The 14,528-nt window shown below is 43.8% G+C and carries 9 protein-coding genes; 3 read left to right on the top strand and 6 right to left on the bottom strand.

Annotated features, from left to right (window positions below; all coding sequences use genetic code 11):
• Positions 1-17: 17 nt before the first annotated feature.
• Both C0638_RS23725 and C0638_RS23730 read right to left on the bottom strand, forming a co-directional pair.
• Positions 18-1,334 (bottom strand): MFS transporter, encoded by a 1,317-nt coding sequence (locus C0638_RS23725; RefSeq protein WP_058712216.1) that lies wholly within the window; start codon positions 1,332-1,334, stop codon positions 18-20.
• Positions 1,335-1,426: 92 nt separating this feature from the next.
• A complete protein-coding gene (locus tag C0638_RS23730; protein ID WP_102163813.1) occupies positions 1,427-3,145 on the bottom strand; it encodes a methyl-accepting chemotaxis protein in 1,719 nt (572 codons plus the stop codon).
• A gap of 276 nt (positions 3,146-3,421) precedes the next feature.
• Between C0638_RS23730 and C0638_RS23735 the strand changes: the two genes are divergently transcribed.
• On the top strand, positions 3,422-4,375 hold the full coding sequence (locus C0638_RS23735) for a serine hydrolase domain-containing protein (protein ID WP_058712218.1): 954 nt from the start codon (positions 3,422-3,424) through the stop codon (positions 4,373-4,375).
• Between the two features lie 145 nt (positions 4,376-4,520).
• Here C0638_RS23735 and yicI read toward each other — a convergent pair whose 3' ends face one another.
• Positions 4,521-6,845: an alpha-xylosidase gene (yicI, locus tag C0638_RS23740; RefSeq protein WP_058712219.1), complete on the bottom strand. Its 2,325-nt coding sequence runs from the start codon at positions 6,843-6,845 to the stop codon at positions 4,521-4,523.
• A 181-nt stretch (positions 6,846-7,026) separates the two neighbouring features.
• Between yicI and C0638_RS23745 the strand changes: the two genes are divergently transcribed.
• Positions 7,027-7,947: an AraC family transcriptional regulator gene (locus C0638_RS23745; RefSeq protein ID WP_058712220.1), complete on the top strand. Its 921-nt coding sequence runs from the start codon at positions 7,027-7,029 to the stop codon at positions 7,945-7,947.
• Positions 7,948-8,072: 125 nt separating this feature from the next.
• Here the strand turns inward: C0638_RS23745 and brnQ are convergent, their stop codons facing one another.
• A complete protein-coding gene (gene brnQ, locus C0638_RS23750) occupies positions 8,073-9,428 on the bottom strand; it encodes a branched-chain amino acid transport system II carrier protein (RefSeq protein WP_058712221.1) in 1,356 nt (451 codons plus the stop codon).
• A 556-nt stretch (positions 9,429-9,984) separates the two neighbouring features.
• Here brnQ and C0638_RS23755 point away from each other — a divergent pair.
• Positions 9,985-11,259 carry an oligosaccharide MFS transporter gene (locus tag C0638_RS23755; protein WP_058712222.1) on the top strand — a complete coding sequence of 425 codons (1,275 nt, stop codon included), beginning with the start codon at positions 9,985-9,987 and terminating at the stop codon, positions 11,257-11,259.
• Positions 11,260-11,350: 91 nt separating this feature from the next.
• Here the strand turns inward: C0638_RS23755 and C0638_RS23760 are convergent, their stop codons facing one another.
• Positions 11,351-13,054, bottom strand: a complete 1,704-nt coding sequence (locus C0638_RS23760; protein WP_058712223.1) for a methyl-accepting chemotaxis protein — start codon at positions 13,052-13,054, stop codon at positions 11,351-11,353.
• A gap of 30 nt (positions 13,055-13,084) precedes the next feature.
• Positions 13,085-14,362, bottom strand: coding sequence for an ABC transporter substrate-binding protein (locus tag C0638_RS23765; RefSeq protein WP_058712224.1), 1,278 nt, complete (start codon positions 14,360-14,362; stop codon positions 13,085-13,087).
• Positions 14,363-14,528: the final 166 nt, after the last annotated feature.

Here is a 14,528-nt window from a genome sequence, read left to right on the forward strand (position 1 = left end):
GCTTTTTCATTTGCAATTTATTTATATTTCGCAGGGGTTTTGTGTCTAAGCTTAGAAGAAAGAGGCTTTTCTCGAGAAATGTATGTCATTCCCTCACTCTTATTGCTGCGATCACTGGATTTGTCCCCTGCTGGTTCATCCTGTTCTGGCTTGACCGCAAATAGCATCAGCAGAGCCGCAATTCCCCCCACTGCGGCCATGACGCCAAAAAGCAGACCATGCCCACTGCTGCCTATCAGCAAAGATACAACCGGCGGACCTAAAGATACTCCGACAAAGCGCATACTGCTGTACAAGGAAGTGATAGTTCCGCGCTCCTCTTTTTCAATTCCCTTGGTAATCAGTGCATCCAAACAAGGGAGTGCGAGCCCAATACCGCCGCCCCCTAGCGTAAACAGGCCAATCACCGCATAAATATGTTGAAAAAATCCGAGAATGGCAAAGCTAATCGTCAATATGGCCAAACCTCCGAAACCGATCCATTTCATACGTTTTTTGTGCTTGCCAATAACTTTGCCACCTAAATAAGAGCACAGACAGAGGGAAATAAGCGGTATAGCCAGCACAAAGCCCTTCCAGACGCCATGGAGGTTGTAGCGACTTTCCAGTATGTCGGATAAGTAGAACAAGACGCCAAAAATGACAAACATGCAAATACCGCCCATAGCAAAAATAGCGTAGAGCCAGCGTCCCTTTTCGGCAAGCACCTGCTTCACATTCCCCACAAATTCTCGAAACATAATCGGTTGATTTTTACGCTTGGGCACATGGATCAGCCAAATGACCAAAATAAGCGAAATCAGACAGAGACCCGGAATCACTGCCAATGGCAAAAACCATAGCACAGCGCCCAACGCAGCACCGAGAATCGGACTTAATACTTTACCGAATGTGTTGTAGGTCTCGACTACCCCCAGGTTCTTGCTGGCTTCATCCTCGTTCTCGTACAGATCGCCCACAAGCGGAATAACTATAGGAAAAGCACCTGCCGCTCCTGCGCCCTGAAGTAGTCGACCTGCAATAATGGTCCAGTATGCTGCCAGGTCATGAAGCAACCATGCTCCCACCGCAGAAATTCCCCCTCCGATCACAGTCAGAATCAGACAGGGAACAATCACTGCTTTACGGCCAAATCGGTCGGATAGATAACCCGCAATCGGTATCAGTAAAATGGCCACCACCGCATACACTGTAATCAACATGCTAATCCGAAAGGAGCTTACATGTAGCTTACGTCCGATTTCCGGTAAAACCGGAATCAGCATGGAATTACCCAGCGTCATCATCAGCGGGATGGAACCTAATGCAACCAGATTCCCTTTATTTTGTTGCATCCCGTTACCACCTTTGCAAAAGTAATAACACACAGCTGTCCAGATTCGTTCAACAGATGTTATTGTGTTTACATTGGTGGGAATTTATACGGCTATACTTTAAAACCACCGACCCTTGCGTTTAGCAATTGCGACATATCCGCCACAGTATGAATGGACGATGCAATTTCCTCCATGGAAGCCAGTTGCTCTTCAGCCGCCGCACTGACGCTTTGGGTTCCTCCTGCCGTCTGCTCCGCTACTTCACGGATGCGTTCCGCGGCCTTCACCATTCGCTCAGATCCACCGGACATTTGTTCTACAGACCGGTTTACACTGTGAATCTGCTCGCTGACTTGTTGAATGGAACTTCCAATCTGACGAAATGCAGTTTCAGCGGATTGCATGACCTTTACGCCAGATTGCACTTCAACTGTTCCAGACTGCATGGTTGAAGCGACATGCCCAACATGCTCCTGAATATTTTGCACAAACTGTGTGATTTCTGCTGCTGAAACCGATACTTGCTCGGACAATCTTCTTACCTCAGAGGCCACAACAGCAAATCCTTTGCCCTGTTCTCCCGCTCTTGCCGCTTCAATGGACGCATTAAGCGCCAGCATTCCAGTCTGTTTGGCAAATCCGGTAATAACAGATCCGATCATGCCAATCTGCTCCGCCTGTTCACTAAGTGAACGTACAGCACGTGCAGAGCTGTCTACACTTTCGCTTACCTTCTCCATCTGACGCATAGCCTTACCAATCGATTGTTCCCCTGCTTCTGCATCTTTAGCAGCTGTATCAGACAATTCATATACCTGCTCGCTTGTGGCAGCAATCCGTTCAAGCTCGTTGGCAAGCTCTTTTATGGTATCTGTAGTTTGTGTAATATCATCGACCTGATGCTCCATACCAGTCGCAAGCTCTTCCATTACACCGGAGGTATGACGATTGGCCTGATTCATTTCCTCAGTACTCACGTTAACACGCTCTGCGGTTACAGTTAATGTACGAGCCGTATCCTGAGCATCCACAATGATATTGCGGAATCCTTCAATAAGCTTGTTGTAGGAGCTCGCAATCATACCGATTTCGTCTTTGGACGTAATATCCAGTCTACTTCGCAAATCTCCTCCACCTTGAGACATTTGCAACAACTGCTCATTCATATGGTGTAATGGACGAATAGAACGAATCAAAACGATAGATTGAACAATACTGTAAATAATTACCAAAAGTCCTACAATGCTCGTAATTAAGGTTGTGTTCGTCATCGTTTGGTGCGCCTGCTGTATTTTCACCGTTACCATATCTTCTTGCGCTTTGACAAATGCTACCACCTTGGTATCAAGTTGCTTGCGCAAAACCCGTTCGTTTTCAAAATCATCGAGCAATTCAGAAAATGGCGGGAAGGCATCATCTCTTGTACTCTTATACCCCGCTGTGGTCAGTAGAGTATGAACTTGATTCATATAGGTATTAATCCCTGTTTTGAGATCAGTCATCTTCTTCTTTGTATCCTCATTGCCTGTATTGAGCAGAGCTTCTGTCTCCTGTAACAACTTTGCAACTTCACTTTGCTTGTTTCCGATCTCGTTCCCATACTGTTCGTCACGAGTCAACAAATATGCCCGCTCATCATTGGATATCCCGTTTAACAAAAATTGCAGAGACTTGGAGTTATACGCAATCGTCTCTTCACGGTTCATAATATCTTTGTACTCGTTCTCACTATGTATACTTAAAATGTAATTGGTCAGCAGCATGGCAGCAATCACACTTGGGATCAGTATCGCGCTGAGAATCATTTTGGCCTTAATTGTTAAGTTCATGAATTGGTCCCCCAGTTGTTTCAAAATAAAATGTTCAACTTACTATATATCGTTTTATTGAGCTGTTTTTTTAAATGAAACCGAAAAAGTGTATAGATTTTCAAATATATTTGTGTCTTTTTAGTGAACATATATATATTTATTAATATCAAAAAACAAAAAAATTCAAATTAGGGAAAAAGATAAGAACCATTATTCGTTTATACTTGTCGGACTCGGATGGTTAAAAATGATATACTATGTAATGGTATGTTATAAGCCTCAAGGAGGATCTGCATGAAAAGTCTGGAGCTCAAACCACTTATTCACGTTCTTAACGAGTTGGAAACCCGTAGCTGTCTTATTGAGCAACAGGGACATACGATCATGGATTACTACCGTGAGCCTCAATTCGCCAACGAACTCTATAAAATAAATTCCTGTACCAAAAGTGTGATTTCTGCATTAGTTAGTATTGCTATGGATCAACGACTGGTACCCAAACCAGAGACACCGATCCTCGAATTTTTCCCCCAGTTAGCCAAAGACAGTGACCCTCGAAAGCGTGATATTACGATTGAACACCTGCTGACGATGTCTGCTGGCTTTAATTGGACGGAATTTGGGGGACAAAATTCTTTTCCTACCATGAGCAAAACGTCCGATTGGGTACAATTTGTGCTTTCACAGCCATTATCGGATATACCAGGTACGCGAATGGAGTACAGCTCTGGCTGTTCTCAACTTTTGGCCACCTTGCTGCGTTCTGCCTCTGGACAAGCCGTTGCTGAATTTGCCGAGGAGCAATTATTCCAGCCACTTGGTATCGATAACTATCAGTGGGAAACCGATCCGCAAGGCACTCACACCGGGGGCTTTGGGCTGCATCTCAGACCGCTGGACATGCTCAAATTCGGGCGACTTTATCTGAACGAAGGAAGCTGGGAAGGACGGCAGATCATCCAGACAGAGACCGTCCGATATTCGACCCGTCCATTTCTTCCAGCCTCCAAACCACAAAAAGCATATTACGGCTTTCACTGGTGGGCTTCTTCCTTTTCAGATGAGAGAGAGACAGGAATGGAAACAGACTATTTTTACGCACTCGGCTTTGGTGGGCAATATACTATCGTGGTCCCCTCTTATGACTTGGTAATTGTCCTCACAGCTGATAAATTTAAAAAGAAACGGACTCCTGTGGATATTTTCCGGCAGTACCTTGTACCACTACTACTTCAGCAAAATGCATAGGGTATGATATCAATGCTAAAGTTGAAGATATTCTTTATCGGAATCCCACATCAAAAAGGGCTTGCCTGTTTTTATCAGGCAAGCCCTTTTTTTTGCAATATAATCGCTACATTATAATCTATCCATCCACGGATGAACTCCTAACCTATGCCAAGTGAATAGTGAGCTCTTGCTGTCCGCTGGAGGCTGGTGTAATGATTAACCCCTGTTCTCCCGCCAGACTGCTGCCTTCCTTCACTTGAACAGCCTCATGGATACCGCGCAGTACTAACGACCACGGTTTAACGGCACCTTCGGCCTTCACCGTAATGACAGAATCCTTGCGGCTGGCAGTAACCGTTAGCTCTTCTTCACCTGATGTATTCACGACGACCGTGCGGGCCTGTTGCCCCTCACCTAGTTCAAACAAATGAAGCGCTACTTGATCTGCATAATCATAATCCGGACGACGATCCTCATGACCGATGGCCAACAATGTGTTTGGCTTCACGAGCACAGGCAAAGTTGTAAAATCATGATGCTCGTTGACCCAACGACCGCCAGATACGATTTCATTCGTTAGCAAATTCGTCCATTGACCCTCTGGTACATAATACTGTACATTGCCTTCTTTATTAAAGATCGGGGCTACCAAAATGGAATCCCCCAGCATGTATTGTAGATCCAGCGTGGCACAGGTAGGGTCCTGCGGGAATTCCAAAACCATAGCCCGCATCATCGGCAGTCCCTTCACCGAGGATTCCACAGCAGCTGCATACAGGTGTGGCATCAGCGAGCATTTGAGTTTGGTAAAGCTGCGCACTACGTCGACTGACTCTTCGTCAAACAGCCAAGGAACACGGTATGACACATTTCCGTGTAGACGACTATGGGAGGATAACAGTCCAAACTGTACCCACCGTTTGTATAAGTCCGGCGCAGCCGTTAGTTCAAAGCCGCTAATATCATGGCTCCAAAAGCCAAAACCACTCAAGCCAAGCGATAATCCGCCCCGCAAGGATTCCGCCATCGACTCATACGTGGACGAGCAGTCTCCGCCCCAGTGAACTGGGAACTGTTGTCCCCCGGCTGTGGCAGAACGTGCAAATAATGCGGCTTCATTTTTGCCCAGCTTTTCCTCCAGCACATCAAACACAGCTTTGTTGTACAATTGCGTATAGTAATTATGCATTTTCATTGGATCAGAGCCATCATGATAAACTACATCTGTTGGAATACGCTCACCAAAGTCGGTTTTGAAGCAATCCACGCCTTGATCGATCAGCACCTTCAGCTTATCCTGGTACCACGCGACAGCAGCCGGATTCGTGAAGTCAACCAGCCCCATTCCCGCCTGCCACATGTCCCACTGCCACACACTGCCATCGGCTGTTTTGACCAGATAGCCATTCTCCATCCCTTCATCGAACAATATGGACTTTTCTGCAATATACGGATTGATCCATGCGCAAATTTTGAGACCCTTAGCTTTCAATCTCTGCAGCATGCCTTCCGGATCTGGAAACATATCTTGATCCCACTGGAAATCGCACCATTGGTATTCCTTCATCCAGAAGCAGTCAAAATGGAACACTGAGAGTGGCAGATCCCGTTCAGCCATCCCGTCCACAAAATGGTTTACTGTCGCTTCATCATAATCAGTCGTGAACGAAGTGGTCAGCCACAAACCAAAGGTCCAGGCTGGTGGCAATGCAGGCTTGCCTGTCAGCTTAGTATAATTGTCTAGTACCTCCTTAGGATTTGCTCCACCAATAATAAAATACTCTAACGATTCGCCAGAAACGCTAAACTGTACCTTCGAAACATTTTCCGACGCAATCTCATAGGATACTTTTTCCGGATGATTCACGAATACACCGTACCCTTTGTTGGATAAATAAAATGGAATGTTTTTGTACGCCTGTTCACTGCTGGTCCCGCCATCTTCATTCCAAATATCAACGACCTGACCATTTTTCACAAACGGAGTGAAACGCTCTCCAAGACCGTATACGTACTCTCCCATGCCCAACTCCAGCTGCTCCCGGAAAAAAGGCTGACCCTGTGGGTCCGTAATAAAGCCCGGTCCCCGATGCCCACTGCCTGTGACTTTACGATCCTTGACATAAAAGCCTACGTCCCAGCTCTTTCCACGACCGACTCGCACACTCAAATCACCGCTTTTCAGCACCGCTACGTCCTCACCCACCGTAATATCCACCTCTGTCGGCAAGGTGTGAATTTCAAAATCTGGTCCATGATGCACCCGTCCCTTATGGTGGTTCAGACGCACTCGAATAACATTCGGCATGGGAGAGCTGTAGGTCGCTTTCAGTAACGCTCCGTTCAGCGTATCCCCTTTGTGCTCGATTCGGTGGGTTGCTGCATATACCGTCATGGAAGCATCGTCCGTCACGATATCACGGATGTCAGCAGGATTTTGTATTTCATAGCCCTTGCGAACCAACCAATAGCCATCAGTAAATTTCATCTGTCTCTTCCTCCGTCTCAACTTTTATATTCCTTGATCCCAAATCGCTTATTGGATTTTTTCGAAATCCTTACTATAATAATATTGATTTATGTAAGGGTTTACTTCTTCTATTTTGACGTTTAGTATCAATATTTTGATGTTTTCTATATAAATCAGTGCGCCGAAAGGAATCAGTGAAATGCAAAGGGAAATGTTACGAGAAAATCGTATTCACGGCAATCCCATGTATCCAGTCAGCGTATATCCTAGTGTAGAGCAATTGAACGGAAATCGTATATTGGAGTCCCATTGGCATGAGGAAATGGAGTTTATCGTAGTAGAACAGGGGAGTGCTGTATTTCAGACGGATATGGTCTATACGGAGGTTAGCGAAGGTGAAGCCCTTTTTGTAAACAGTGGCGAGCTTCACGCCGGTTATTTACAAAAAAGTCCTCGCTGTGTATTTTCTGCGGTGGTGTTTCACCCGGACATGCTGCACAGCCGCACGCAAGATACAGTTCAGACCCAGTTTATTGAACCGTTTATCCATAAAAAGCTCGTCCCTCCCCCTCACATTCGCGGTGTACAGTCTTGGGAGCAGGAGCTATTGACCGCGTTGAAACGTATTATCACCAGCCATGAACAGAATGCGCCTGCCCGTGAGCTGACCACCAAAGCACAACTCTATAGCATAATCGCCTGCCTGTTCCCGCATATGACTCCGGCTAACGGAGAAGACGTGGTTATGGCGAGTCAACGCAACAAGGTCGAACGGATCAAAAAAGCACTGGCGTACATCAACAGTCATGCGCATGAGCCCATTCGTTTGCGAGAGATCTCAGATGAGGTTGGGATGAGCGAGGGACATTTCTGTCGTTTCTTCAAGCAGATGGTGCAGAAAAGTCCGGTTGAATATATCAACTATCAGCGGATTCAGAAGGCTTGCAGGTTGCTAGAGCAAAGTGACCGCAAAGTAGTTGATATTGCGCTGGATGTGGGATTTGAAAATCTAAGCTATTTTATTGCAACCTTTAAAAAATGGAACGGCCTGACTCCTTCGCTATACCGCAAGCAGCACGAAGCAGATCAGGCGCTTGCTGTCCCTGCTATAACAGACTAAAAAGCATGATTTTGATTTGAATCGCAGCCAGTAAAGTTACAAAAAAGAAAGAACGAGCGGAAGATCCAGTTCTCCGTTCGTTCTTTCTTTTTTGTTATACATGTCCAATTCACCGAATAAGCAAATCATTTATTTTTTGGCTTCATAAGTATAAGGACAATTTTTCTTCGTTTAATATAGTAGAATATATAACCTCCTACTCCTCCTAAAACAGAGGGAATTAACCAGCCTAATCCTACATCATATAACGGAAGAATTTGAGTGAAAAAGTCATTAATTACTTTGATTTTTATTCCAGCAGCATTCAAGCCGTCAAATAGACTAACAATGAAGGTTAATATTAAACTGCCTTGATATACTTCTGATTTTCCTTTAAACACGGAATGTAAAAATGTTAAAAATATTAGAGAAATCGCAATAGGATATATTGCAATTAACACTGGCGTTGAAACCTTAATGAGCTGTGTTAAACCTATATTGGCTACAATGGTACTAAATATGGATAACATGAGAGCAATTCTTTTATAAGAAACTTTCGGAAACAAGGTATGAAAAAAGGAAGAACAGGACGTAATAAGCCCTACGCTTGTCGTTAAACACGCTACTGTAATCATTAAGCCTAATAAAATGGAGCCGTAAGATCCAAAATAATAGGATGAAACCTTGGCTAACACCTCAGCACCATTTTCTAAAACACCCAGTTTTTCAACGCTAGAAGCTCCCATGTAGGCAAGAGACGTATAGATAAATGCTAAGAGGACAACCGCAATGGTTATCGATTTGGCACAAATAATCATAAGCTCTTTTTTGGCAGTAACTCCTCTTTCCTTAATTGCATTCACAATGATAATTCCAAAAATAAAGGCTACAAGTGCATCCAATGTTAAATAACCTTCTTGAAAACCTTTGAAAAAGACGTGCGAAGTATAGCCTTCAGCAGGTGCTTGGAAGGCTCCTATGGGGTGAATAAGAGCTACAACCACCAGGATTCCAATGAATGTCAATTTAATGGGGGTTAAAAACTTTCCGATCACATCAATAATTTTTGTAGGGTTAAGTGATAACAAGCATGCAACTCCAAAAAAAAGAAATGTAAATACAAAAAGTGCGACAGGATGATCTGTATGGTTTGAAAAGAAAGGTTTTACTCCAATTTCAAACGACACACTACCGGTTCTTGGAATTGCATATAAAGGGCCAATGGCTAGATAAAGGATCGTTGTAAAGACAATCCCGAATACAGGATGTACCCGACTCGCTAAAGTTTGTAAATTGCTTTTGCCTGAAAAAACAAAGGCAGTGATGGCTAGTAACGGTAAACCAACTCCGGTAACCAAGAAACCCGCATTGGCTATCCATACATTCTTTCCAGCCATTTGACCAAGCATAGGTGGGAAGATTAGATTCCCTGCACCAAAAAATAAGGCAAATAGCATCGATCCTATAATAATAATAAAGGACGAAGAAACACTTTTTGACATAATAAATCCTCCAACCATGAAATCACAACAATTTGTTATCATTCATTTTCTTTTTATTTTGTATAGGACATGTGAATAGGGCATAGCAGCACCAAGTAGGGATAGCCATTCGCTAACCCTTCCCGATCGGTGTAAGAACATTATCCAAGATGTGAGTTTCGATAACTCATCATTACACAATACTCTATATACGTTCACGGTTTCAAGTAACTTTGTACTTGCAAAAGAACCACTTCATCCCCTTGCTCTAACAATTTATTATGCTATCAGTATGACCATGTCAGCCAGACCTTAGAACACTTCTGCTTCGTGCCATGTTTCTCCTCCTACTAAATGAGCCTAATGAACTATGAACAATTTTACACGTAGGACTTAATTCTTACAAGATAATAAAAGCTCTGTATAACCCATCTAGAATTGATTGCAATAAGCACAGGAAATCTTGGGAAAATGCCCTATGGATTCAATTGAATCATCCTTACAATTAATAGTACAGAAAATTCTTAATGACGTTGTCAACACATTGAGCGGCTACAATTTGAAGGGGTGCTTAAACATGAGGAATTTGGCAAAACGCAACTATTGGTCTTTGAGCGTTTTTAACTTCGCTTATCTGTTTACATGGTCTGCCGCCATGTCTTTTTTTGTCATTTGGCTAGGACAAAGCCTGGAGATTTCAGAAACCTACACAGGGTTTTTATACGCGGCTAACTCTATCGTCGCCTTGATCATGCAACCCCTGTTTGGGTACTTATCCGACAAGCTGGGCTTGAGAAAACATCTGCTGTACATACTCTTTACGATCCTTTTGCTCGTCGGACCCTTTTTTATCTATGTGTACGGTCCATTGCTTCAAACGCAGTTCGTCATTGGTGCCATTGTCGGTGCACTATTTATCGGTCTGGTGTTTAATGCAGGTAACGGTGTCGTCGATTCCTATATGGACAAAGTGTCCCGCAAATACGGCTTTGAATACGGACGAGTTCGTATGTGGGGCTCCCTCGGGTGGGCGGCCGCTACTTTTGTTGCGGGGCGGGTCATCAACATCAATGTAAATCTGACCTTCTGGATTGCCTCCGTATCTGCTGTTGTTGCCATGATCTGCATCTTCCTGACCAAAGTCGAAATTTCTGGACAGGAGCAGCAGAAAACTGAATCGTTGAAGCTCATTGACGTACTACATCTCGTACGCACCACAAAGTTCTGGTTTCTTATGCTATTCATGGTTGGCGTGACCCAAATTTATGAGGTATATGACCAGCAATTTGCCACCTATTTCGTATCTCAGTTCAGTTCCAAAGCAGAAGGAAATCAATTCCTTGGCGATTTAAGTGCTGTACAGGTATTCCTGGAATTTGTGTTCCTGTTTGTTACCCCATGGTTTGTGAACAAAACGACTGCTAAATGGGCATTGATTATTGCAGGAACGATCATGTCGTTGCGTATTATCGGTTCTTCGCTGCCGTTCGGTTCCATATGGGTGGCTGCGATGAAGATGATTCACTCCCTGGAAAAACCGCTGATTCTGGTAGCCATCTTCAAGTACATTACCGTCAACTTTGACCAGCGCTTATCGTCCACCATGTACCTGCTGTATTTGTTTATGGGCTCCCTGGTAGTATCTGTTTTCTCACCTATTGTCGGACATATGTATGAAGTTCTGAATTTCCCAATCACTTATGTTATTTTGGGTTCCATTGCAGGTCTGTTCACCATCATTTCCTGCTTTACGCTAACAGCTGACAAGAAGAATGGAGAACGGTATCTAGAGGAACGCCGCAAACAAGATCTGAAAAAAGCTGCTAAAAAAGCTGAAGCAATTCATTCGTAATTATACGCAAATTAAATCAGACACAAGAGTTGAATACAACAGCGGTAGTCTAGGACTTGTTTTTCTCGTCCAAGGCTACCGCTAACTTATTTTAAATTTTGAATACAGACACCGTTTGATTCATCTCTTCCGCCCGCTTGGCAAGCATGTTAGCACCTGCGGACACTTCCTCCATGGAGGCAGTAGTTTCCTCGACTACGCTTGCGACTGTTTGAGTAGAGTCGGCTGCACGTTCGGAGATTTCGGCAATTTTCTTCATAGATTCCACCATAGAAATGGTTCCTTCATTTACGGATCTTGCTTCTACAGCCGCCGTGTCTACCTCACCACTCACCTCTTCCACGGCACCGACAATTTCAGAAAAGACGTTACCAACACCTTCGACAAGCATCATACCTTCATTTAGAGATTGAACACCTTCATTCATCGAAATCACAACTTCGTCTGTTCTTAATGCGATTTCGTTGACCAGAGAGGAAATCTTGCCCGTTGCTTCACTTGCTTGTGCCGACAAATTACGTACTTCATAAGCGACAACCGCAAATCCTTTTCCCTGCTCTCCCGCTCGTGCAGCTTCTATACTCGCGTTGAGTGAAAGCAAGTTGGTGCGGGCAGATATATCACTAATCATAGCTGTGATCTGTCTAATCTCCGCAGATTTTTCGCCTAGAATATTTACCACTTCAGCGGATTGAGTTACCTTGGTATGCACATCTCTTATTTGAGAGACGGTGGAAGACATTTGGGTTTTCCCGTTGTTTGCTTTTTCTTGTGCTTGGGTTGTGAGGTTCGCCACATTCACAAAGCGATTGGTTATGCTCTCTACACTTTTAGAAACGCCTACCGTGTAATTCAGCGTTTCAGCTATATCTGCAAGCTGTGTCTGAGAACCCTCCGCAACCTGAGTGGCACTTATAGCTATCTGCTCGGTAGCAATGCTTGTCTGTTCTGCACTGGCCGTTAACTGTTCAGCCGTAGAGGCAACCAGCAAGGAATTATCCACAACTTCCTTTAAAAGGTTACGCAGCGAATCGCACATTTCATTAAAATCGGATGCCAGCTCCCCAACCTCATCTTTGGATCGGACCCTAAGGGGTTCCACTTGCAGGTCCCCTCTCGTTACCAGCTTTATCTGTTCTGCTATTTTTAATATGGGCTTAGTGAAAGATTGAGCCAATAAAAAAGAACCGATAATTCCAAGGATCGTACATATGATAGTCAAAGAAATCATCAAAAGTCTACCTGAATGGTAAGATTGACTCGATTGATTAGCTGCCTCAGTGGCATACTGCTCATTAAGCAGCTTCAGTTTATTTACATCGTCTAATGCTGCCTTATAAATAGAAGAATTTCCATGAATGATCATGTAGGCCATCACTTTGTCGTTTTCTTCCATGGCCGCAGAAACCACCTTTAGATGGCGAAGGTACATTGCCCACTGACCATAAAAGTTGGTGAACAGTTCTTTTTCCTCTGTCGTAGAGGCCAAACTTTGATATTTATTTACACTCTTATCCATTGAAGCTGTAGCTTTGGCTAGTTCTTCTTGATAAGTGCTGCGAGCAGCTGCATCCTCTTCGAGTATCATTCGAACGGTGAGTCTATCGATTTCTGTAATCTGCTTATCCATACCTTGAAGAAGAATAACCGCAGGTAACGACCTGTTATTTACCTTATCAGAAGCCTCCCCCATTTCCGACATCTTAATGACGCCTATAACACTTGAAAGGGATAGTACGATTACCAGTATGAGCGCTGCACTAATTATTTTTTTCTTTAACGTTAATTTAAACACCCTTATCTTCCTCCCGTGACTGGTCTCGTATCATCCCTGCTGAGCTTTCCAGTATATGCGTATTTGGCGTAACAGCTCAGCCTTATCTATCTTTCCACTGATATAGCTTTGGATAGATGCTCCTGTGATGGCCCCATGATCAGGTGGAAGGGTTGCCATAAACGGCAGCGTCTTTCCGCTCGACATATATGACTTGATCGATTTACTCAAGGGATCGGAAGGCACTAAGTCAATATTCTTAAAGGCTGGTATAACATTAGCCTTGTTAACCAAAAGTTCCTGTCCCGACTTTTCGTATACCAGCCAGTTTAAAAATTTCTTTGCTTCCTCTTGCTGCTGCGGCGTAGTAGCTGTGGAGTCAATGAATACATACTTTGTCACACCAACTGTGATCTTTGAATTGTTGGGATCATCTGTATTATCGTTTAGCGGAAGAGGCAAGAACCCGTATTCCTCATTTGCCGTATCATTGCTCTTTATTCCATTCCAAGCCCAGTTGCCCATAAACCAAAGCCCTACCTTGCCCTCTCCCAAAGCTTTGGATCCATCCTCATACGTACTGTCCAAAGGCGCGTGTTTATTGATGTTGTTATCCTTGAGCAGATCTAAAGTTTGTACCCATCCAGACATTACATTGTTTTGGGACATATCGATGGAGTTGTTCTGCATACCTTTAACAAACTCTGGAAAACCTCCAGGTTGAACAGAATAAGCCAGAGCCAGAAGATGAGAGCCAAGAGACCAGTCCATTGGTGAAAGCATGACTGGTGCTACTCCCGACTTCTGAATTTTAGCCATTAATGAATTCAGGCTGCTTCTACTGTTGACCGAAGAAGGATCAAAAGAACCCCCTGTTGCCTTGTCCAATACTTTCTTGTTATAGATTAATCCGTAGCCTTCCACTGCAAATGGGAATCCCAGCACAGCATCGTTTTTCTTAACTGCATCAAGTCCATTTTCTATCGTATCGGCTACCCACTTCTCTTTACTTAAGTCAACGGCTTTATCCAGGAATGTCTGCGTGTCACCCGGGTCAAGCATCGACATCGTTGCTGGGCTTCCTGAGCCGTACATCGACATCAGCTTTTGATATGCAGACGTTCCCTCTGGAGCGGTTATAATTTCTAAAGATACTTCAGGGTGCTCTTGATTGTATTGCTTTGCGACTTCTTCTAATTGGGTTTTTATTTCAGATTTAGAATTCAAAAATGTAATCTTGGTCGTCTGCTGTGATACTGGTGATGCTGAACAACCTATAAACATCATTAAACATGCTAGAGAAATCGCAACTTTTAGCTGTTTTCTCATTAACTTTCCCCCTAAGGATTTACTTTGTAAATTTTATGAACAATATTCAATGTTATCGACATAATTCCCCAGGAAGATTAGAATTTTTTGGGTGGTAAATATCGGAATTCAATTGAATAGTACAAACTGGTTGTTACGTCAAGTTGATGAACAGGAAAACGCAACA

The organism is Paenibacillus sp. lzh-N1 (genome assembly GCF_002872435.1).
Taxonomy (GTDB): Bacteria; Bacillota; Bacilli; order Paenibacillales; family Paenibacillaceae; genus Paenibacillus; species Paenibacillus polymyxa_C.